General features: G+C 62.0%; 19 protein-coding genes. 13 read left to right on the top strand and 6 right to left on the bottom strand.

Annotated elements, in window-relative coordinates; genetic code table 11:
- Window positions 1-129: 129 nt before the first annotated feature.
- Complete coding sequence (locus tag Pan44_RS11305; RefSeq protein WP_145030162.1) at window positions 130-528, bottom strand: hypothetical protein; 399 nt, start codon at window positions 526-528, stop codon at window positions 130-132.
- A 1144-nt stretch (window positions 529-1672) separates the two neighbouring features.
- Here Pan44_RS11305 and Pan44_RS11300 point away from each other — a divergent pair.
- The 11 genes from Pan44_RS11300 (at window position 1673) to Pan44_RS11250 (ending at window position 10244) form a co-directional block, all read left to right on the top strand.
- A complete protein-coding gene (locus Pan44_RS11300; protein WP_145030161.1) occupies window positions 1673-2026 on the top strand; it encodes a hypothetical protein in 354 nt (117 codons plus the stop codon).
- Complete coding sequence (locus Pan44_RS11295; RefSeq protein ID WP_145030160.1) at window positions 2026-3024, top strand: hypothetical protein; 999 nt, start codon at window positions 2026-2028, stop codon at window positions 3022-3024. Before Pan44_RS11300 ends, Pan44_RS11295 begins: the two co-directional genes overlap by 1 nt.
- A 340-nt stretch (window positions 3025-3364) precedes the next feature.
- A complete protein-coding gene (locus Pan44_RS11290) occupies window positions 3365-3562 on the top strand; it encodes a hypothetical protein (RefSeq protein ID WP_145030159.1) in 198 nt (65 codons plus the stop codon).
- A gap of 7 nt (window positions 3563-3569) precedes the next feature.
- Complete coding sequence (locus Pan44_RS11285) at window positions 3570-3800, top strand: hypothetical protein (protein WP_145030158.1); 231 nt, start codon at window positions 3570-3572, stop codon at window positions 3798-3800.
- A gap of 77 nt (window positions 3801-3877) precedes the next feature.
- Window positions 3878-4741, top strand: coding sequence for a hypothetical protein (locus Pan44_RS11280; protein ID WP_145030157.1), 864 nt, complete (start codon window positions 3878-3880; stop codon window positions 4739-4741).
- A complete protein-coding gene (locus Pan44_RS11275) occupies window positions 4734-5312 on the top strand; it encodes a hypothetical protein (RefSeq protein ID WP_145030156.1) in 579 nt (192 codons plus the stop codon). The genes Pan44_RS11280 and Pan44_RS11275 overlap by 8 nt, the downstream gene beginning before the upstream one ends.
- Window positions 5299-5667 (top strand): hypothetical protein, encoded by a 369-nt coding sequence (locus Pan44_RS11270; protein WP_145030155.1) that lies wholly within the window; start codon window positions 5299-5301, stop codon window positions 5665-5667. The genes Pan44_RS11275 and Pan44_RS11270 overlap by 14 nt, the downstream gene beginning before the upstream one ends.
- A 359-nt stretch (window positions 5668-6026) precedes the next feature.
- Window positions 6027-6755, top strand: coding sequence for a ParB/RepB/Spo0J family partition protein (locus Pan44_RS11265; protein WP_197454018.1), 729 nt, complete (start codon window positions 6027-6029; stop codon window positions 6753-6755).
- Window positions 6752-7054 (top strand): hypothetical protein, encoded by a 303-nt coding sequence (locus Pan44_RS11260; protein ID WP_145030153.1) that lies wholly within the window; start codon window positions 6752-6754, stop codon window positions 7052-7054. The genes Pan44_RS11265 and Pan44_RS11260 overlap by 4 nt, the downstream gene beginning before the upstream one ends.
- 191 nt (window positions 7055-7245) lie before the next feature.
- Complete coding sequence (locus Pan44_RS11255) at window positions 7246-9969, top strand: DUF5906 domain-containing protein (RefSeq protein ID WP_145030152.1); 2724 nt, start codon at window positions 7246-7248, stop codon at window positions 9967-9969.
- Window positions 9966-10244 (top strand): helix-turn-helix domain-containing protein, encoded by a 279-nt coding sequence (locus Pan44_RS11250; protein WP_145030151.1) that lies wholly within the window; start codon window positions 9966-9968, stop codon window positions 10242-10244. The genes Pan44_RS11255 and Pan44_RS11250 overlap by 4 nt, the downstream gene beginning before the upstream one ends.
- 705 nt (window positions 10245-10949) lie before the next feature.
- On the opposite strand, the gene Pan44_RS11245 is transcribed toward Pan44_RS11250, so the two are convergent.
- Both Pan44_RS11245 and Pan44_RS11240 read right to left on the bottom strand, forming a co-directional pair.
- Entirely contained in the window at window positions 10950-13253 is a 2304-nt protein-coding gene (locus tag Pan44_RS11245) for an efflux RND transporter permease subunit (protein ID WP_231754293.1), read from the bottom strand.
- A 68-nt stretch (window positions 13254-13321) separates the two neighbouring features.
- Window positions 13322-15334 (bottom strand): redoxin domain-containing protein, encoded by a 2013-nt coding sequence (locus Pan44_RS11240; protein WP_231754292.1) that lies wholly within the window; start codon window positions 15332-15334, stop codon window positions 13322-13324.
- Between the two features lie 261 nt (window positions 15335-15595).
- Here Pan44_RS11240 and Pan44_RS11235 point away from each other — a divergent pair, with 261 nt between their 5' ends.
- Complete coding sequence (locus Pan44_RS11235) at window positions 15596-17917, top strand: serine/threonine protein kinase (RefSeq protein WP_145030150.1); 2322 nt, start codon at window positions 15596-15598, stop codon at window positions 17915-17917.
- 94 nt (window positions 17918-18011) lie between these two features.
- Here Pan44_RS11235 and Pan44_RS11230 read toward each other — a convergent pair whose 3' ends face one another.
- The 3 genes from Pan44_RS11230 to Pan44_RS11220 form a co-directional block, all read right to left on the bottom strand.
- Window positions 18012-19289, bottom strand: coding sequence for a class I SAM-dependent methyltransferase (locus tag Pan44_RS11230; RefSeq protein WP_145030149.1), 1278 nt, complete (start codon window positions 19287-19289; stop codon window positions 18012-18014).
- 26 nt (window positions 19290-19315) lie between these two features.
- Entirely contained in the window at window positions 19316-20581 is a 1266-nt protein-coding gene (locus Pan44_RS11225) for a glycosyltransferase family 4 protein (RefSeq protein ID WP_145030148.1), read from the bottom strand.
- 403 nt (window positions 20582-20984) lie between these two features.
- Window positions 20985-21866, bottom strand: a complete 882-nt coding sequence (locus Pan44_RS11220; protein WP_145030147.1) for a polysaccharide deacetylase family protein — start codon at window positions 21864-21866, stop codon at window positions 20985-20987.
- A gap of 235 nt (window positions 21867-22101) precedes the next feature.
- Between Pan44_RS11220 and Pan44_RS11215 the strand changes: the two genes are divergently transcribed.
- Entirely contained in the window at window positions 22102-22560 is a 459-nt protein-coding gene (locus tag Pan44_RS11215) for a MarR family winged helix-turn-helix transcriptional regulator (protein ID WP_145030146.1), read from the top strand.
- Window positions 22561-22607: the final 47 nt, after the last annotated feature.

The raw sequence follows: 22607 nt of genomic DNA, 5'->3' as shown, positions 1-22607 counted from the left end.
CAATGCTCCCGGCCCACACGCAGCCAGCATGCCAACACGATCCGCTTGGACTTACGACAATAGTTGATGCCGTTCGACAGCGGCAGCGCGGTCGACAAGCAACGTGTCGTCACGATTGGCGCGCCACGTTCACCGGACCTTCCCCGTCTTCCGGTCGTAGACCTTGATGCCGGCCTCTCTGTACCGCTTCCAGCCGTTACCATCTTTCAGGCGGGTGTGTTCCTCGCCGGTGACGACGCATGCGATGGCCCGCTTGAGAACCGCGCCGACCGGCTTGCCGGCCATCAGGTCATCAATGAGCCGCTTCCGCGTGAAGACGTGTTCGTGAATGCAGCCGGGCGGGAGATCACGGGCGGCGACCGAGACGTAGCGGAGCGCATGCTTGCCCGACAGTTCAGTGCGCCGCCAGATGCAGGCGTCCAGCAACCGCCGCTTCAGCTTCACGTCGATGTCGAGCGGCAGGATTGCTTCGACGGCCCGTTTGACGTTCGCCTTTCGGCGGCGAGTACCCGGCTTCGGTTTCCACATGACAGATGCCCGGCGGCTGCGAGCCGCGTTGAAAGGTGGAGTGGAAACTCCACCATTGGTGGAGCGGCTGACCGCTCAAAATCGCGTTCGGCGAGGTAAAATGCGTACTTGGTGTTATGGTGGTGGTGGTGGTGTCATTTTCTATGTTTTTCCGTGATGGAAAAATGAAATCAGCATCAAAAAAAGTATGGGAGAAGAGGAACCCCCTGAAACACCACCACCATTGGCCTACGTTTTCTGCAAAACATTTTGTGGCATCACGTTGTGGCGAATGGCGATCGCCAACCTCGCTCCACCATGCTCCACCCGCCGCGTCGGGTGGTGGAGTGGAGTCCAACCTCCCGTCTTTCTCGCGTGCGGTTGAAACATGCGTGACCCTGCTCTGACCGCAGTGTCGTCACAATGACTACGAACGGCATAGCCGGTGCGACCGTCACAACCCTCCCAGACCCTACAATCGTCACAACCGGACCTTGGTCGATTGCACCGTTTCTCGCAAACGGAGCACTGCAATTCGACCTTCGTGGCTGTTTATTAGCGCAAGTCGTTTAATGTAAATTGCTTGCGGCAACTCATCATTGAAGGACTCCTATTGCCGATGCCCACCGGCGCGGGTGTCGTCGGTATCGGGACGACGCGGAACTGAACAATGTTCAGTGGTGTCGGCCGACCGCTCTCAGCCGCTTGCTGGCCTCACGCTGACGGCATCTCGCCGGTCCACAACAGCCCCGCCCGCGAGCTACCAGAGGCTTGCCCGTACCACGCCAGCCCTCTGAGGTTGGGCATCGCGAAGGGCTGTTTCTGAGCGACTGGATTGATGGTCCTGCGAGCCATGATCGCGAGTCGATCGAAGCTCTGCTCGTCACCTCTCAATCCTCACAGTCTGCACGTCCAGTACGACCGACCCCGGTGGGAGGGTCAATCCAAACGGCACCACCGGCACAACCGGTAACGGCAGACTGGATGCCGTATGCGCTGCGACGGCCCGGCTCGCAGTAGGGGTGACGCGGCATTTGTCATCAGGTGGCGTTTCGGCAACGCGAATGTTGCCGGCTCGCAACACCTTCGACGTGGCGATTGGACTTACGCCGTGGCACGCCGCTCGCCAGAGGGGACGGAATCGCCGTTTCCAATTGAGGCACCCATGCGACAACGAGTTCTCACCGCATCCGAGTTAGACCACCTGAAGGCCGCCTATGGCGACGGCCTCACGATGCGGACCTACCAGAACTACCACTACCGAGACCGAACGCTTCACGTCATCGACGGGCTGGACTGCGACTGGTTGAGGTGGAAGCCGACTCTGCTGACGGAACTGGGCAGGCTGGATGACGACGACGTGATTCGCGATGTCGCCCTTCAGTTGTGCCGGGAGAAGCCGTCGAAGGACATCGCGAAGGCCATCATCAATGCGGCGGGCAACGCCGTGGGCAAGAACGGCAGACTCAAGCGGGTCGACATCGTCGGCGGGGCGCTGTTGCTTGAAAGGGCACTGTAATGGAACTGGCAATCCACGACGTTCGGTTTCTCGGCTTCAACGACCCTGCGCCGCGCCGGCCACGGCTGAAGCGCCGGGCTGACGTAGCGCAGCAGTCCACGCCGGTCACGATTACGTTGTCGCCGTTGGCGGGCGTCTTGCTGTCGCAACCGCAGATGGTGTGCTTCGGTGTGCCTTCGGCCCTTGATACGTTCGTGGCCGCGAGTCAGGCCGAGCGAGACGCCGACAGGCTGTCAGGTCGGAAGCTCTACCAAGCCGCTGTTACGGAACAGATTGGCTATGTCCATGAGATCGTCGGGGGATGGCTCAAGAAACAGAGCAATGACGCATTCAATCGCCATGCCGATGAACTGCACAGCGAAGGACTGACCACGCTGTGCATCGCTGTTGACAAGATGGGGGAGAAGTATCAGGCCGCAGCCCGGAAGAACCCTCGCGGCTATATCTGGACGGCAGTCCACAACGCGATCCTCGACTACATCTCGGCCAACCTGCATTTCGGGATGTCGTTCTCCGTTTGGCAATACGCGATGGAGAAGCACGCTGCCATCATGGCGGCGCACGCCGCCGATCCCACGGCGTCGAATGAGGAAATCGAGAACCGGGCTGCGGACGCGATCGTTGAGGCCGGGCGAAAAGAGTCACCGGGTAAGCATATCCCGCGACCAAGGTGGTCGGATAAGGAAATCGACCGCTCCCGCATGGGCATCGACGGCGTTGCGAATGTTGAAGTCGACTCGAAAGCGGCCGTCAGACGGTCTGATAGAGAGTCTGCCCGCCAGCATCCGTATGCGGACTATGAGCTACGGGAAACGATCTACGCGGCGTGTCTGGACGGAGACGATTGCTACATCGTTTACGCGAAACTGCGCGGGCATGAGGCCGAAGATACTGCGGTCAGGCTTATGATCCCCGTCGATGAGGTCGTGACACGGCTCGCCGTCCTTCAAACCCGATGGCAAGACGCCGAAAAAAAGGCTGAGAAACAGGATTCTTGAGAATCTTGGCAGATTTCTAGCCTGAGAATTGCGAAACGCAGTATCCATCTATTGAGGGACAATGCGAGCGCCGACTGAGGTCGGATTGCGCCGCGTCTCCCCGGCTTTCTCTCTCAAGTCACCGCCCACGGGCGGGTTCTCCCATCGTCGCCGGTCCCTGCGACGACCCGCGTCAGCGGACGTTTCGTGTCACACGTCCGCTGACGCCTTGCTTTCTCTCGCGAGGCCGTGTCGGCCTTGTGTCTGCGCCGGGCATCTCCCGGCAACCCCTGTGTGGAGTGTTGAAGTGCTTCCAGATTTTGTGACCTCTTTTCTTTCGACGTACACCGAGTCCGGCACGATGCCGTCGTTTCGGCTTGCGGATTTGATCCTGCGAAAGAACGGCATGCCGAGCGACGACGCGAGCCAGCGCGAGTTGATCGTGTTCCTTCAGAACGACGGCTACGTATCGCGTGACCTGCAAACGGCCTTCGTGAAGCTGAAGGCGACCGGCCCCGCCGGGAATCACAGCGTCACGGGCGCGATCAACATCGTCTGAGGTAGCGATGTCTCCCGAACTTACGAATGCGTTCAACTCCGTGTCCGTGGAAACGAAGCGCGGCGCGTGTCTGGTTGCCGCCCTCGCATTCCGCATGCGATTGGCGATGCCCGCCGCCGTTCGGCGGAACTGGTCGCGAGGGAAGATCGCGAACGCGATCGTCGACTACCACCCGACGACCGACAGCCCTGCCGGCCCCGTGCTGAACGGCTTCGCACTGTCGATGAAGAAAATCTAGCCGCTGTGCGGGGCCGGGACGGTTCCCTGCCGCAGCGAGTTACTAATCCCGTCCACATCATAGTGAAGAATTGAACCATGACTTTTGAGGACATTTACACGTCCGTCTCGACCTCAGACGGCGACCACGTTTCGTTCACGCTGGGGATGGAGTTCCCAGTCCGGGACAAAGACCCGAACGTCGTGAAGAACATCACCAAGACGATGGTCGATAAGGCCAGTAAGTTCGCCGGGCATGCCCTGACCAAAAAGGAACTGAAGGAAGGCGTTCCCCGCCCCGATGCTCGCAACGACTATCAGCGTCAGGACCAGCAACGCCGGTTCCGGCGAGAACTGAATCCTGTTCCGATCGACGCGCGATCGCATGAACAACGTGTCTACGACGAACACGCCGCGCGGGTCGAAGCAATCCGCAGGAAGAACCTGCCGCAGCCCGAACTGCATTTGCTCGAAGCGAAGGAACGTCTTGACGCCAAGCTCAAGGCCGATGCGGACGCCGCCGCTGCCGCTGCGATCCGCGAGACTGCCGGCTATCGAAAGACCCGCGAGGCCCTGAACGATGCGCTGTTCCTTGCGAAGTACGACGCCGCCATTCCTGTCGAAGTGCTGGAACTAATCCAGCATGAATCGGCCATGCTCGAAACGCGACTTGACGTGGCTGCCAGTCAGCAGCGTCTCACGCAGGTTCAGGCAGTTCTCGATAAGACACTGGAACCCCAGCGGGTGGAACTTCAGCGGGCGACTGATGCCCTGAAGGCTCGCGAGGCCATGTTGAAGGTCAGCCCGTTCGACGACATCACACCGGAAGTCGTCGGCAATGTCGAATATCTCAGTCTGAAAGTGGGCGACCGTGTCGCGAAGGTGTCGAAGGCCCGCTTCGATTCGACCGACCATGAAACCTTGAAGGGGCAGTTGTTCCCCGTGGAGACCACCAATGCCTGAGAAGCTCTACACACAAGACGAGGTGAATGCGGAACTTGCCAAGGCCCGCCGCGAGTTTCAGGCAAGGAAAGAGGAACTTGAGGTCGAGATCGGAAAGAACCGAGCGGCCGAAGACGAACTTGTCGACGTGCTGAAATCCCACGGTGTGGAAGTCCGCGAGAACGAATCGCTGACCGATGCCGGCAATCGTGTCCTCGCCATCCTTGCGGAGAAGTCCGCGAAGGCTGACGCCGATCACGCCGCATGGCTTGCCGAGCATACGGCGCAGCATGAGGCGAAGATTGCGCCACTTCGTGCTGAAACGGAGCGACTGACAGGTGAGATCAACACCCGCCGCATCGACTACGAACTGACGACGACCGCCCAGAAGCTGGGGGCATTCAACCCGGATCAAGTTGTGACGATGCTTCGCCCGCATACGCGAGTGTTACCGGGCGGGGAGATCATCGTTCAAAACCTGATGCCGCAGGCATCAATGCAGAGCGTTTCTGAGGCCGTGGACTACTTGTCGATCGACAAACCGAACCTGTTCACTCGGAATGTGACCGGGAGGCCAGATGACCGTCGATGAGTTCGTTACAAGAGGATGTGTCGAAGGTCAATCGCGAGCTTGGGACGTTGCCACAACCTACCTCAAGGCGACTGGACGCCCCGTCCATGAAGGTCATGTACGGGGCGTCGTCTTCCAACTCCGCCACTGGACTTCTCCCGATCCCGCCTTTCTGTTCTTACGACCGGCGACCGTTGGGGAGGTCGTGGACAAGTTCCTCACCAGTCATCCGCCGATCCCCGGCCGACTGACGAGCGTCGATGATCTTGTGAAGGCTGTTACTGCGTGGTGTCCGTCTGTCTCGCCCCGATGGCAGGTCCGCCACGAACTGACCAAGCGACTGACGATGCTCAACGTCGTGGTGGTACACGACTGACGGGGACCGGATTCACCCCTTCAGTCGGCCCCGGTCTAGTACGCCGGGGCAACTCTCAGAGGCCGGCAGCATGCAGCCCGGCCCCGGTCCCGCGCGACTCTTCCCGCGCGGGACCGACCCGTACACAAACGCCGGTCCCGGTGCGCGCCGGGACCGGCTTGAAAGATCAACGTGGTCGAGACCTTTCTGGACCGATGCACGGTCCCCGGCGGTCGAACTGACCTGTCCGATTTCGTTACCCGATACCTGCGATGGGTTCAGCGACCAGATTCGAGAACCAATCGTGAGATGACCGTCGCCCGGCTGCGATGCCTGCAAATGCTCACGCTGGACGGCGAATCTGTGAAAGTGAGGCTGCTGTGAACATTCAGAAAATCCCCGTCGCATTGATCGACGAAGGCCCCAACTGTCGCGAGTTCTTCGGCGTTGTCTCATGCCGCGACCTCGCACGGGACATCGACAGCAACGGCCTGTTGCAAGCCATCGTCGTCCGTCCCAAGGGCGACCGTTATGAACTGGTCGCCGGCTTCCGACGCTTCATGGCCGTCGCTCGAATCCTGAGATGGGAGACGATCCCGGCGAACGTCGTCGAAGTCGATGACTCACAGGCCGCACGTCTGAACCTCACGGAGAACCTCGCAAGAAAAAGCCTCAACCCAGTTGAGGAAGCCCGCGCGGTCGAGAATCTCTATCCCGAGAACCGATTCAGTCTTGTCGACGCGGGTCGCGAATTAGGCCGTGATCCGCATTGGGTTCAGGCTCGCCGACACGTCCTAAAGCTCCCCGAACATCTTCAGAAGAAATTCGCATCCGGCGCGGTTCCAATCTCGCGGGTGGGCAGCATTCTGAAGTCGCCCGATCCCGAAGCGGCTGCGAAGGCTTTAGAGAAGCGGAAGAACCCCCGCATGGCGTGCAAGGAACTTCGACGCCGGTCAAAGGGTGACATTGGCAAGATGATGGATCGGCTGGCAAACGCCGGATACGACCCGCTCAAACTGGAAATCAAGCTACTCGCGTGGGTCAACGGATGGGTTGACGACGACGTGCTTAACAACCTCATTCAACTCTCGGTGGAGTCCCACGCATGAACGAACGCCTTGAACTGATCGCCTCTGAACCCGAACTGACGACGCTGGGATTTCTGCGGACTGATGCGCCTGACTATCGAAACGCCCGAAACACCCTGATCCATGATGAAGTTGGATGGGTCTCTGCCCTCTTGTTCCTGACCAGATTCGGCATACCGAGCGAGGTCAAGACCTGCTTCGAGTTGAAGAAACTGGCGCAACGGCACTCGACACGATGTTGGCTCGGAACTTGGCAACTTGCCGTGATGGCATCGGGTTATCCGACCGAACGCCAGCTAAACGACCTGAAGTTTCTTTGACAGTACGTTGCCGCCCGGCATCGCTCGCACTCCCGATTGATGCCTTTCTCAGTCGTTGAACAGCTTTGTTCAACGGCACCTGTTTTGCCCGTTTACACCGGCGATGGCGACGGCCATTGCTGCGCAGCGCCCGGACCGCTCACGCCGGGCGCTGCGATCTTATCGCGTTGTTGAGCAAGAAAGTTGAGCGTATGAAGACTGTCACCCAAGCCCTTGCCAACTTCATCGGCAAACTGAAAGAGGGGATGCCCGCTACTCGGTCGTACCCTGCTATCCCGGCCCATAATGCGCCGGAACTTCTCGACCTGTGGTCTCCGGCGATGGAGACCCAAGTCAATGTCATTGCCGCCAAGGGCAAGCCGGTGGGAGATGCTAAGGGCGTCTACGAAGACGACGCGGGCAACCAGTTCTGGAATATCCGCATCCCGAAAAACGCGAACACGGACAAGCCGTTCTACGACGACAAAGAGATGCGGTGGCCGCCCGAAGTATTCGCACAGGGCATCGGCTGCACAGGCTGGGACTGGGAAGCCAAGGTCTCCCGTTGGGTCGGATTCGATTTCGATGCGATCACCGGGCATGCCAAGGGAGTCGGCGTCGACAATGTTGAACTGGAACGTGTGAAGACCGAAGCTCAGGCGCTCGACTATGTTGAGGTTCGCAAAAGCACGGGCGGCGCTGGCCTTCACATTTACGTTCGCCTTGATGCCATCAAGACATCAAACCACACCGAGCATGCCGCCCTCGCCCGCTGCATTCTCGGCATGATGTCATCCAAGACGGGCTTCGACTTCGCGAAGTCGATCGACGCTTGCGGTGGTAACATGTGGATTTGGCACCGGAAGTCCACCACGGAGAACGGTGGCCTGACGCTGATTAAGTCAGCGTCACGGACCCTGTCCGTTGCCGACCTCCCGATGAACTGGAAGGACCACGTAGAGGTTGTCCGCCGGAAACGGGCAAAGGTGAAGGTCGAAGGCGTCGACGACGAATCCAGCTTCGACAAGCTGGCGAGTTCGCAGTACGGCGTCACGCTCGACGACGAACACAGACGCATCCTCGACGCCCTGCGTAATACGAACTACGCCTGCGAGTGGGTGAGCGATCACAACTGTGCCCGCATCCACACCGGCGGCCTCGCCGAGATTCACGACGACCTCAAACTGAAGGGCGTCTTCCGAACCAACTCGCAGGGCAAAGACCCCGGCACGCCCAACGGGTTTATGTTCCCGCTCCCTGACGGAGCGTGGGCCGTCTACCGATTCTCATTCGGCGTCAACGAAGCCGAGACATGGGAACAGGACGGTGAAGGGTGGACAACGTGTCGCCTCAACGTCGACACCGACCTGAAGACGGCCGCCCGTTTGAATGGCGGACGGCTTGACGGCGACCAGAACGGCTACGCCTTTGCGACGGCCGAAGGCGCGCTGACGGCCTTGAAGCTGCTTGGTGGAGATGCGCCAGTCCCAGCACGGATGATGGGGCGAAAGGCCACACTGCGGGTCGACAAGAGCCAGCATATCACGATGGATGTCACGTCGGACCCGTCCGACAAACAAGACGGCTATGCGGCGGAGTTACAGGATTGGACGAAACATCGGTCGAAGTGGTGCTTTACCACCACGGTCAAGCCGAAGGTGGAAACGCAGGTCCAACTTGGCACGCTCGACAATGTCGCACGCTTGGTGAAGACGCCGAAGAAAGAGGACGCCGGCTGGCTCATCAGGAACGCGAAAGGCGGGTGGGAGTTCACGGCACGCGAGAACGCCAAGGCTGCGCTTGTTCGATCGGGCGTGAAGAAAACGGAGATGGACTGGGTTCTGGGGGAGATTGTCACCAACGCTTGGACGTTGGTGAACCTCCCATTCCAGCCGGAGTATCCGGGCAACCGCCAAATCAACCTTGATGCGCCTCAGTTCCGTTTTCCGCCGACCGATGATGAACACGCTCAGCATCCAACATGGGACTTGATGTTGGACCACTGTTTCGAGGACTTGAACACCGCGCTACCGCACCATCCTTGGGCGAGGGCGAACAACGTCCTTCGTGGTCGTGACTATGGCCTGCTGTGGATCGCGTGCCTGCTGAGGGAACCTTTCCAGCCGCTCCCGTACCTGTTCCTGTTCAGCAAGGACGAGAACACCGGGAAGTCGAGTCTGCATGAGTCCATCTCCCTGCTGGTCACGGCCGGTGTGATCGGGGCCGATAAGGCGTTCAAGCCGAACACCGACTTCAACGGGGAACTGGCGAACGCCATTCTTCCGTACATTGAAGAAACGGACTTGTCGAAGGCTGGGACGACCGCACGCAACCGACTTAAGGCGTGGGTGACTGGCCTGACCGTCTCGATTCGGAAGATGAGGACGGACGCCTACGACCAGCCGAACACGCTGCACTTCATCCAGACGGCCAACGATCGGAAGGCGTGTCCAGTCGATTTTGGTGACACGCGAATCACCATGATGGAGGTTCGCCCGCTGGAACACGAAATCCCCCGAACGGAGTTCCGACGCCGATTGGAAGCGGAAGCGCCAGCATTCATGCAGACCGTCCTTGGTCTGACGCTGCCCAGCCCGGACGGTCGTCTGCGAATTCCGGCCATCGAGACGGAGTCGAAGTCCGCCGCTCAACAGAGCACCCGCCCAGCGGTCCTGAAGTTCGTCGATGCGTGCTGTGAGAAAGACCCATCGTACCGAGTTTCATGCAAGGAATTCGGGAAGGCGTTCCGCGAGTGGTGCGACCCCGATGTCGCTGACGAGAAGTGGACGACGCAAATCTACGACGACTTGGAGTCTGAGAAGATCACCAAGGGCGGCCGTGGAAAGATGGAACTTCTCGGCATTCGCCTGAAGACGGTCGAGACCCGCAAGGAATCAGAACCGAGTCAGCCTATAAGCCGGAGCGTGTCCGTATGACCATCGCCGAAGTGGCAGCGAAGATGTGTGTTGATGAATGGACGGTCAGACAGTGGCTCAAGTCGGGTGAGTTGCGGGCGGTCAACGTCAGCGCTCGCCCGAACAGCCGCCGGCCTCGCATGAGGATTCTGCCCGATGACCTTGAGCGGTTCATTGCCGCTCGTTCCACCATACCCAAGCCAGCGACCAAGCGTCAGAAGTTACCGGTTCCCGGCCGGTGGAAACTGGCTTGCGGTCGCCGTGGTGGTAACGGTCTTGATCGTGTTTGGAAATGAACAAAGCCCGGCCGTTCGGCCGGGCTTTTTTTGTGCGGGTATCGCGATACCCGATACCCCCGTTTTTCACCGTTTTTCTCATCTACACCCAACGCGGCGAAACTCATTTCGCTAGGTGTTTTCCTACATTCCGTGAGATTGCCATTACAAGCCCGGTGCTTTTCAAGACCGGTGCAATCGGCCGCTCTGCCACCTCTCCAGATGGGCATACGTCATGCGTCGGGGACGCAGAACGCCTCGAGTTTTTGCGAGCGCTCACCACCTGCAACACCACCCGTCTACGCAAGCAACTTCAGCAGAAGTACTTGCGGAAAGCCGTCTGGCAGTATGTCAGTGATCCCGTGCTCTCATCTCCCGAGGTCGTCGATGTCGGATGCTAGTGCAGTCAGGACACGTCGTAAATTCCAAGGGGGGCGGTCAAAACCGCCATCTCCAGAGTTTCCTGGTTCCAGCGGATGCGACTTTGTTCCGGGACCTTCGAGCGCGAGCGACGCTCTCTACAACTTCGACCGCTTTCTTCGTTCACCTGAATGTCCTGGGACGTTCGTGGTGGTGAGAAATGCCTGCACTTGAATGCTGCGCAAGGTCTGTGAGGACGAATCGTCATCAGGATGAGCGAGTCGTGCGGGCTCGTCGTCCGGGGTCTTGGCATCACACACAGGATCCGGCACGACACATCCGGACAGGTTGCGGCGGACTGACCCGTCACAATGGTGACCGAGTTCGATCGCCGCGCGACGGGGCGTATCGCAGCAGCAGCGCCGGCAGAAGCAGCAGATCGCCAATCAGCGCCGCGATCAACGTCAGCGCTCCCATGATCGCGAAGACTCGCTGCTCTCGCATGTCGCTGAAGATGACCGTCAGGAATCCGGCCACCAGCACCAGTGTCGTCATGATCATGCCGGTTCCCGCGCCGATGAACGCGCGGCGGATGGCGTCGTGATCACTCGCTGCATGCGGTCGCTCTTCCTGGAACCGCGTCAGGAAGTGAATCGTGTCATCGACGGCGATCCCGAGGCAGACGGTGAACGCGCAGACGCTCACGATCTCCAGCGACTGTCCGGCAAGGACGAGGAACGTCCCCGTCACAGCCAGCGGGAAGACGTTCGGGATGATCGAGATCAGGCCGAGTCGAAGCGACCGATAGGCCAGGCCCAACGTGCAGAAGATGATGACCGCCGCACTTCCGAGGCTGGAGGCCAGGTCCATGACGATCTGGAACAGGTTCCGCCAGCGACTCACGGCGGAGCCTGTCAGATCAAACGTGAATCCGGGGTGCGCGGCCGCGATCTGACGCAGGCCGTCTTCGATCCGTTCGAAGACCGGGCCGTATCTGGCGATTCCGAGATCCTGCACGCGGAAACTGACGGTCGCGGCACGATTTTCAGGCGTATAGAACGCACGCTTGAGCGGCGGCGGCAGCAGTTCCAGCATCGACATCCGCTCCTCAGGCTCGCCCTCACCCGGGAGTGCATCGAGTAGATTGCGGATCGACAGGGGATGCCCGATCAACGACTCCCCTCTCAGAAGATCGTCGACCTTCGTGACGGCGATCAACACCTCGGGCGAGTCGGCCGGGACGGCATCGGACCAGTGGATCTGCACGGACGAAAATTCCAGTCCACCGAACGCCTGGTCGATGTGCTGCATCGCAATCGAGGCCTCGGAACGACCGGGGAGCGAGTTCGCCATCCGCTCATCTGGCCGGAGTGTGAGTGACACGCCGGTGAGGAGCGCCGTGATCACAATCGCGAGCCCGCTGATGCCTTTGGCGCGTGCCAGCACGAAGTCGATGATGCCGCCAATGTGGAGCAGGTTGCGGTCGATCAGGCCCCGCTCGTGGCCGATATGCACGCCCCGCCCCAGCCAGGTGGAGCAGGCCAGCGGAATCACCGTGATGACCGCGAGGAACATCAGGATGACGCCGAGCATGCTGCTCCAGCCGAACTCCTGAACGACCTCGTGATGCGCGAGAATGAGCGAGCCAAAACCGATGGCCGTGGTGAGCGACGTCAGCAGGCAGGCGAAACCGACCTTCCGCAGGGCTGTCCGGGCGGCCTCGCGACCATTCAGGCCGGCCGCCGATTGCCGACGGATCTCGACCATCAGGTGGACGCCGTCGGTCAGTCCGACCAGGCTCAGCATCACCGGCAGCAGCACGTCGTTGAACGGATTGTCCTGCAGGTCGAAGAACCTCAGGAAACCGAGCGACCAGAACACTCCCACACAGGGAGCCAGCGAGACGATCAGCACGGCGCGAATTCCGCGAAACAGCACGATCGCCATCAGGACGACGACGCTGTACCCGATGATCTGATACCTCGCCTGGTTCTCGCGGTGAGTGCGCAGCAGCGTGAGGGTGATCGGCGCCCGACCAGTCACCTGAAACGACAGGTCGAGGCCGGGATGTTTCGCTGCCGTCGACTCCGCAACCTGTCGCAGGCCGCTCGTGCAGTCGTCGTCGCTCTGGAGAAAGAGCCAGTCAAACTTAACGAGCAAGAGGAGCGTACGGCCATCGTCCGAGAGCAACTGGCCGCCGATCAGGGGGTGCGCCAGTGCGTTTTCTCTCGCCGCGGCGAAGCGTCGTTCGGAAGCCTCGGCCCGAGGGAACAACGGTTCCTGCAGACCGAAGATATTGAGCACCGGAATCTCGTCCATCCACAGAATGCTGCGGACATAGTCGAGGGATTCCAGATCAGCGACGATCTGCCGCAATGCTCGCGCGCCCGCGGGAGTGAACAGCTGATCCGAGTCGGAACGCACGACGAGCACGGCGTCGGAATTCGACAGGCTGATCGGTTCGACATTCGGCGGGGCCTCACGAGTCGCTCGAGCAGACGACCTCGTCCGTGCTTCGGGTGCTGCAGATGTGGGCTGGAACCAGGTGCGGACACTCTCGGGGGACACGTAGCCCACCGCCGCCAGGCCGCTCATGGCGAGGATGAACAGAGTTACCAGCAGCCGATGGTCGACCGTCCAGACGATGAATCGATCGAAGAATCGCGACACGGTGAATAGGGTGGCCGAAGAGAGGTGTCAGGGGCGTGAAGAGCGAGCCGCGGCAAGAGTAGCAGAGATCAGAACCGGGTTCGCTGGGCGGCCGCCTGCTCCACCTCGGCGCGAGAGAGTCGCTCGTTGCCATCCCGGTCGAGTTGCCGGAACGCGAAGCGATCGATGGCCACCGGCAGTTCCGAACGGACGATCTGACCATCCCGGTTCGCGTCGAATCGCTCGAAGAAATCCGTCGCAAACTGTTCGATCTCACTTTGGCGGCGTTGTTCGTCGGCAGGCTGAGCCGTCGAACCGGAGTCTGCCGACTTGCCCCTCTGACGTGGGACCGCGATCTCGAAGAACGCCACAGCCATTTCCTCCCACGTCTGGTCGCCCCAGGTGACGTGGTCGGCGGGATTCGGATTGACCGGGTTGGCCTCCGAGTTGTCGAACGTCGTCGTGAATTCGAGTTTGTCGATCGAATCGAGCGGCAGCGGTTGAGCGAACGCATAGACGTGCTGCCAGTTGAAATCGTAGCGAGGCACATCCAGCAGGACCGACCGCTCATCGCCCTTCTGCGACCACAGCCGGAACGATTTGCCTCGCAAGTGCATGTGCGGGGCGACGGCGAGCAGCGTGCCGTGCCTGGGCAGTCGCCGGGGCGCGCCGTCGACGGCATAGTTGGCCGTGTGCGGAGGAATCTCAAATTCCTGTTCGAGGCCGATCTCCGAATAGACCTCGTGCGTGATGTCGGCATCCTTGCCGAACAGCAGGCCGACTTTTGACAGATCCGATTGCTCGGTTCCGTTCGGCGTGTAGTGCATCTGGAACACCAGCGTCGAGCCCGCGGGGACAAGTCGTCCATGGCCGGGAGGAAGCATGCCGTTCCGCTGGCCCGGCACGTAGGCGGTGATCCAGCTGACTCCCCGAAACCGCTTGCCATCCGGCGGGCGAACAAAAACGATGGCGTGGTGAACGGCCGCACGACTCCCCGGGATCACTTCCGCCCCGATGATCCATTTGTCTTCGGTGAAGCCCGGATCGACGACGAAATACTGATACTCGATAATCCCCTCAGCGGGCACCGCGAACGGACGATCGCGCATGGGAATCACGGCGTCCGGCTCGCGATCGAGGCGCCATGTTGTGGCGGGGGGCAACGGTGCAGGCAGTTCAGTGACGTCGCCATATGGAGCGCCGGCGGCCACCCACTCGCGGAGCTTCTGCTTGTCGGTCTCGGCCATGAACCGCGCATTGGCGAATTGGCCATGCTCGGGACTGGCGTGCCACGGCGGCATGCGGCCGTCGTCAATCGTCTCCAGCATCGCATCGGCCCAGCCGACCACTTCGTCGTAGTCGGTCAGCGCGAAGGGGGCGATCTCGCCGCTCCGATGACACTCGACGCAGTTCGCCTGCAGGATCCGCGACACCTCCTTGCAGTAGGTCACCTTCGACTCTTTCGTGACTTGCTTCACGCGCCCGATCAGACACCCGACAACTTCGGAGACTGGCGTTCCAACCTTCTTGCCGGCGACGAGTTCGCCCAGCGCGATTCTCAGGTCCTGCCGCTCCGCCTGTCCACGGGCGATGCCGGGACGATACTGGTCGTCGATTCGTCCGCGATAACGAATCCGGGTATCCGCGTCGACGACAACGACCTCCGTGACCCGCGTCGCATTCAATCGGTCGGCCACGGCGTTGTCGTAGTCCTTGGCGACCGGAAACGGCAGCTTGTGATCGGCGACAAACCGGCGGACCTCGTCCAGCGAGTCCTGGCTGTTGCTGTCGATACCGATGAAGCGGACGCCCTGCGGCCCGAATTCGGCGGCCAGTTCGGCCAGTCGAGGTGCGTACAGCCGGGCAAGCGGGCACTCGGTCCCGAGAAAGCAGATGACCGTGGGGCCCTGATGGGCTTCCTCCGGGAAGGCGACGTTCCTCCCGTTCGAGCCCGGCAATTCAAAATTCAGAGGGGATTCGGCAACGACTGGCGACGCATCCTGCGCTGTGGCGGGGACCGCAACCGCCGCGAGCAGAAAGAGCAAATAGATCAGTCGGCCGGGATTGCCCGGAATCATGCGGCCGTCGCGTGGATGAGTCATGCCCGCATTATTCGTTACGGACCTCCCCGATGGCCAGACTGCGGGACGGAAGATCGTGCCTGCGTCCGACGGGTCTCTCGTGCCTGCTCTGGCGGAGGCTGGTCTGCCCCTGGTCGGAGGTCGGGTCGCGAGGGAACGGGATCGGGGACCTGGCCGCGGGGGGCCGGGCGGTTCGGCCTCTCCTTCGCCGTGGCCGGAGGAAAACGGTAGATTGTCACCAGAAATTTTCGGCCATACGTCTCATGTTGCCGGAATGGGTCGATGCGCGATCAAATCCCCCCTGAGAAGGATTCGGCCCTCGAGCTCTCGCCGGGATCGCCAGGAACTGATCCAACCGTCCGCTACGCTGATGGAAACGTCGATGACGATTCCGTGCCCCAGAACTCCGATTTCAAGGGAGGTGTACGGATCGCTCCGAAGCGGCTGGGAAAGTATGAGCTGCATGGACGGATCGGCAGCGGCGGGATGGGGGTCGTGTACAAGGGCTTCGACCCCGACCTGTCGAGGATGGTGGCGATCAAGGTTCTGCAGCCACACCTGGCTCAAAGCGAAGTGGCGCGTCGGCGATTCCAGCGCGAGGCCCGGGCCGCAGCGGCCATCAGCCACGAGAACGTGCTGACGATTCATTCCGTCGAGGAGCAGGACCAGGTTCCGTTCCTGGTGATGGAGTTCGTGTCGGGGATGTCACTGAAGGAATACATCCTGCGGCGGGGCAGTCTGCCGTCGCTGGAGATCATCCGTCTCAGTGCGCAGGTCGCAAATGGTCTCGCGGCCGCTCATGGCCAGGGAGTGATTCACAGGGACATCAAGCCGGGCAACGTGATGCTGCATGACGGCGAGACACGGGTGCGGCTGATGGACTTCGGGCTGGCGCGCGTGACGCATGACAACTCGGACCTGACGTCGCATGACCAGACGGTCGGGACGCCGGCGTACATGTCGCCCGAGCAGATTCATGGGGGGCCGATTGACGCGCGATCGGATCTGTACAGCCTGGGCTGCGTGATCTACTGCATGGCGACCGGGCAGTCGCCGTTTCATGGCGGAAGCTACGCCGAGACGGTGCACCGCATTCTCGATTTCAAGCCTCCACGCCTGCAGCAGATCAGTCCGCTGATTCCTCCGGTCGTCTCTGACCTCGTCGACCATCTGCTCGCCAAGCGGCCCGAGGATCGTTTTCAGTCGGCGGAGGAGGTTTCCGACATCCTCACGCACTTGGTGTCGGTGCTGAACCAGACGGCCAGCGGCGAACTGGAAACGGCCATCCGGCGCGAGCCGGTTGCCCGTCCGGGGGACGGGTCGTCTGCCAAGCACGTCCGGCGTAAGGATCGCAATCGAGGTTCGCGGGCCGTGGTCGGGGCCGGCATCGCGCTGATCGCCCTGGTGGCGGCGGCTTTGGCGCTTTGGTGGAATCGAGGCCAAGAGAAGGCCGGCCCCGCCGGCGGGGTGACGATCTCTCCTCCGGCAACTTCGCCGCCGCGACTGGCCAGTGTGATTGTGGGTCGCGGTCCAGACGCGACGTGCGCCACGTTGGCCGAGGCGGTTGAACGGATCGCGTCTGCGGGTGTCATCACGATTCAGAACGGGGGGGTGTACGAAGAGGCGATCAGCCTGAGCGGGCTGGACGCGGTGACGATCCGGGGTGAAGCGGGGGTCGTGCTTCGGCCGGCACAGGCGGATGCGGAAGAGTCTTCGGTCATTGCGATCAAGGACTGCCGGGACCTGCGGATCGAGGGACTGAGACTGGAGTCGACGGGAAAGAAAGGCCGGACGCTCTCGCTGCAGGGAGACCTGTCGGGGATTGCGTTCGACGATTGCGAATTCTTCCACGTGGGGGAGGCGAGCGACCTGTCACTGGTCAACGTGAAGGCCCTCGAACGTGCCGACCAGAAATCGGTCCGTTTTCACCGAAGTCGATTTCAACGCGGCCCGGGGAAAGGGTATTGCGTGTCGGTGGAAGCGCGCGACGGAACGGTGATGGCGGTCGAATGCGAAGAATGCCGGTTCCGCTCGAAGGGCTCACTGTTCTATCTCGGTCTGGGGGCCCGGAAGGCGACGTTGCGTCGAAACCTGTTTCTCGAGGGAGATACGGGCGTCCTGTTGCGGTTCCGGCCGTGGAAGGGCTCGGAACAGATCGACATCAGCAACAACACGTTTCTGGGGGTCCGCTACTGGCTGAGCTGGATGGATTCGACGGTCGGTCCCGGCGCTGCGAGTGGCGGAATGGGGGCAAGGCTGGCGAACAACCTGATCCTGGGGGGGACGCGAACGCTGGGGCCGGATGCCCAGTGGGAGACCATGCTCGCCACGTGGACGATCCAGTCGAATTACTGGGAGCAGGACGAGGGGACGACGTCGACGGCAGACCGCGGCGGGCGGCTGGCGATGATGTTTCCGTCATTCGACATTCCGAACCGCACCGACGAGAGCGCGGGGAGCTTTCTGCGTCCGGCGGATGGGAGCCTGCTGGGAAGTCAGGGAGCGGGGGGAGACCTGCCGACGTTCATCGGGGCGGTTGAGCCCGTGGAGGCCGGTAGTTCGAGTCCGTCGCCGCCGAGTCCGCCCGGCGAGAGCAGCGGATAAGAGGGCCATTGATCGAGAGGTCACGCAGGCCGAAGTCGCGGCCTGGCGGAGGCCTGTCCGATGACGGAACCTCGCCCTCCCCTTGCGTCTGGTGTTATCGCTTCTCGATGCACCAGGTGCCGTCGGCGCCGAGTTCGAGGGGGGAGCCGGTGGTGTCGGCGAATTCGTCGACGGCCCGCTTTACCCCCCAGATGCCTTCGGCATCGCGGCCGGTGCCGTAATCGTGCCCGGTGAGCAGGCCTCCAGGCCGGATTTTGCTCCACCAGGCAGTGATGTCTGCGCAGACGGCCTCGTACAGGTGATTGGCGTCGATGAAGGCGAAATCGAGGCTGTGGTCGTCAAAGCGGTCGGCAGCTGCCGGCGAGGCCTCCCGGAGAATCCGCCGTCGGTCTTTCGCGAACTGGGTCCAGAAGGTGGTCGACTTCAGGGCCCGTTCGAGGGCCTCGGCGGGCTGGTCGCCGATGGTCGAGCGACCTTCGTAGGGCTTCCAGCGGTCGACCATCCACAACCGGAGATCGGGGAAACTGCGGAGCAACGCCTCGGACGTGTATCCCTGGAAGACGCCGACCTCGGCGCCCACAAGCGGCCCTGGCAGGCGACGGAGCCAGCGAATCAGCGATGTGTGACGGGCGGCCAGCGGACGTTCGAGATGCAGGACCGCCGGTTTTTCGTTGAACCACTGGAAAATCTGGCAGAAGTCGTCGGTCTGAACCCGCGGATACCAGCGCGGCCAGGTCTCCATCACGACGGCCTGATCGGAATGAGCGTACCCCTCGACCGGCGGACTTTGGGCCAGATCGCGAAAGTAGTCGCGGCAGAAGTCGGTCTTTCCGACGAACAGGCCCGAGTTGATCCAGTGGCGCCCCTTAAGCAGGGGCGCCACTGGGCGGGAGGTCTGGAACTCCATCAATCGCGGCAGCTGGGGCCAGCAGAGGGAGCCGGTCGAATTGAACAACAGGTCGCAGGTGAAGTGCTGCCTGAAGCGCTCGACAACGAGCCCCGGATCCTCAAAAAAGAGGACGTCACAGGAATCTCCGCCGACGACGTAAGGAGTCGTGACCGATTCCAGCGCCTCGGCGGTGAGCGCGAGCTTGTCGCGGTTTCTCCAGTTCTTTCGGCCCTGGCCGAGGACGAGCGGCTCGATCTGAAACTGGGCGAGGCTGCGTTCGAACAGTCCGCAGGGCTTGTCGGGGCGGGCGGGACGCGCGCCGGTGTTCCAGGTGAGGAAGGTCGCATCGGGACACCGGGCGGGGCGCATCTTCTGCGACAGGACCGCGTCGACAATCCGCCGCCAACGTCCATGCGTCGGTCCCGGGCAGTGACCGACGATCGGATGGGATCGAAACAGCTGGTTGGTGATCCTGATGGGCATGCGTCGGCCGGCGGCGAGTGCGGAGATCAGGCTGTTTGTGCCGCCGTTTTCGCGGCCACGAGTCGCGAGAGGAGCGTCTCGTAGTCACTGGCCATCCTCCGGGCGACGAGTCGCCGGAGCGCGAACGCGTGAGCCTGCCGGGCCATGCCGGCGGCCCAGTGCGGGAACTTCGCGAGCTTCTTCATTGCGTCGGCGAACGCCTCGGGCGAGGAGTCGACGACCATGCCGCTGACGTTGTTCTCGATGATTTCGGGAACTGCCCCGACACAGGTGGCGACGACCGGAACGCGGCAGGCCATCGCCTCGGCGACGACCAGGCCGAACCCTTCGTGCGCTGACGGAAACGCGAACGCATCCATCGCGCGGTAGAGGTCGCCGAGGTGGTCATTCGGGCGGACGATGACGAAGCGGCCGGGGATCAAGTCGCTGGCGCGTTCGACGAGTTCGGTGCGTCGGGAGCCGCTGCCGACGAGAAGCAGTTTGAAGCTGCGCGGGAGGAGGGCGACCGCGGAGATGAGTCGCTCCATCTGTTTTTCCTGCGTCATGCGACCGACGCAGCCAACCAGGAACTCGTCCCTGCGGATTCCGAGCGACCGTCTCACGGCCTGCCGGGGGCGTGTCGCCGCCAGCCGCGAGGGATCGATGCCGTTGAGGATCGTGGTCGTTTCGAACCCTCCGCAGACCCGTCCGCGGACGCGTTCGCTGACGGCGATGACGTGATCGACGACGCCCCGGCTGCGTTCGAGGCCCTGCCTCGTCCAGGCCGATTCGCCGTGGGCCACGAACACACAGGTTGGCCGCCGCTGCGGCAGGGTGCGGTCGAAGTGGTCGCCCCAGAGCAGGAAGATCTCGGCATCTTCGGCCGCGCGCTCCAGCCGGCTGGGGGTCGCCGTTTCGACGGGGATTCCCATGCCGGCGAGTCGTTTGTGTCCCTCGGCATCGTCGCGGGTGACGAGGCAGCGAGTGATCCGGGCCCGATCCGGATTGAAATAGCGGGCGAGGCTGAGCGTCTGTTGTCCGACTCCCCCGAGCTGGAAGCTGGGCCCGAGGCAGACGATTCTCAGCGGCCGGTCGAGGTTTCTGACGGGCGGAATCTGTCGGCGTCGACCACGCGGCCGCTCGATCGGGATGCCGACTCGCGTTCCGGTCTCGAGTTCTTCGTAGTCACACTGCCCGCCTGTCGAGGCCTGCTGGCAGGTGAGATCCTCGTAGGAGAGGCTCATAAACTGCTCGTAGCCTGTCACGTAGTCGTTGCCGCCAGCCATGTCCGCATCAAAGCCGAAGTCATCCATTGGACTACCTCTGACTTAAGAGACAAACAGCCACCGACAACAGCACCGCTCGACGAGGGTGGCCGGGCACATCTTCGAGCAGGACGCGATTGATCGACAGAACAGACGTGTGAGCGCTGGAAGTGAAACGCAGCTTGCCCTGAATCGGGCCCGTCCGACAGAAATCCTGCGATGCGACACTCAGTCACGATCTTGCTGATTCTCGTCGCTGAGTGAAAGACAATTCTCTCCCACCAACGCGGAAAATCTCCAACTCTGGCGCGTTCGGGAGACGAAAACACACGCCCCTTCTGATTCTTTTACGACCTGGCGGAAGCCTTTGCCGAACGGCAGGCGGCCGGAATCGGGGATGCCGGACGGAAAGCGTGTTCGGGCCCCCTCCCGTTGCGGGACGCAGGGCACGTCACCTGTCCTTGCCGGGAGTCGTGTCGGTCTTCGGCGGATTCAGCGCTTCCCGACGTGATTCGATCACGCGGCGATAGTCGGCCGGGGCGACTTCCGGGTCGACGAACTCCTGAAGGTCGCGCAGGGCGATGACGCGATAGCGCTCGACGTGCAGGTACTTCAGGTAGGCCTCGAAGTTCTGCTGGCTGCTGCTGACCCAGTTGTGGGCCGTATCGGGGACGCCGTGAAACTGCAGTACGGCGATGCGGCCGTCGCGGGCCTGGTCGACGGCGCGGATGAAATCGGGCAGCGTCCATTTCGGCCGGGCATCGCCGGCCGAGGGGACCATCAGCGGATCATCGAGGCCGGGCTCATAGGCGAAGCCACGTCCTTCGTCGTAGGGATACTCGGGCGCTCCGCCGCGCCGGGCGAACCGGATGCCGTGGGCCTTGAGCGTTTCAAAGGCGGCAGGGGTCATCGCGTTTCCGGGCCAGGCGAAGGTGACGGGAGCGGGAATTCCGTGAGTGCGGCAGTTGTCGGCGATCGCCTGAAGCTGTTCCGGGAGCCGGCCGACCGTCTTGTCGGAAATGCCCAGGTGGTCGCGGGTGTGGTTGCCGATCTCGAAGCCGTCGTCGTGCAGTTCCCGGATCTCGTCCCACGTCATGTAGTCCTTCTTGTTGGTGGGGAAATCAAAGCCTTCGGTGATGAAGAAGGTGGCGCCGAAGCCGTACTGCTTGAGGAGCGGCCGAACGATGGTGTAGTGCGACTTTGCGGAGTCGTCGAAGGTGAGCACGACAAGCCGGTCGGGGATGGCCTTCCGGACGGCGGGGGTGGCGGGCAGGTCATCCGCGGCGACGGCCGAGGCGAGTGTGAGCAGCAGGGCGCAGACTGCAAACCGCATGGGAATGGCCTCTGGACGGCGTGATATGCCGGGGATGGACCGTTTTCTGGGCGAACCGTCGCTCCGGGGCGTCAGTCTATCGCGGGCCGCAATCAGCGGAATGGGCGAGCGCATGGAGGAGGCGCGAGAAACCGCGTCCAGGACATCTTGACTCGAATCCGGATTCAGTTCCATAATAGAATTATTCGACTATCGAACTAATCACCATGAACGAACCTTTCAACCCGGGGTGGCGATGACCCTTGATCAACGGGCGACCGAGCTGGGCCTGGCGATGGAAGCCATCGTGAAACAGTTCCAGGCCGCAGACATCGCCGCGGCGAACGGCCCCCATGCCGACCTGAATCACCAGGAGATGCGGCTGATCTCGTTTCTGGGAGATGACGGTTCGCAGATGATGCGGGTGGTGGCCGAGCATCTCGCGCTGGCGGTCAATTCGGTGACGACGCTGATCGACGGGCTGGAAGCGAAGGGACTGGTGCGGCGGCAGCGATCGGAGGCGGATCGCCGGATCGTCCACGTCGAGCTGACGGAACGGGGGGGCAAGACGTATCGGGCACTGCACGACGCCCGGCAACGGTTCTTCCGATCGATGCTGAATCCGCTGACCAGGGACGAGCAGGAGACCTTGCTGGTGATCTTCCGCAAGGTCGTCCAGAGAGGCGCCGAGCGACTGAGCCCGTCCGCGAACTAGCCCTTTTTTTGCCCTCATCCTTCGACCATCGAACAGTCCGGCGCTGG

Source organism: Caulifigura coniformis (genome assembly GCF_007745175.1).
Classification (GTDB): Bacteria; Planctomycetota; Planctomycetia; order Planctomycetales; family Planctomycetaceae; genus Caulifigura; species Caulifigura coniformis.
Note: the sequence above shows the minus strand (reverse complement) of the source record. Positions and strands in the feature narration are given on the sequence as shown.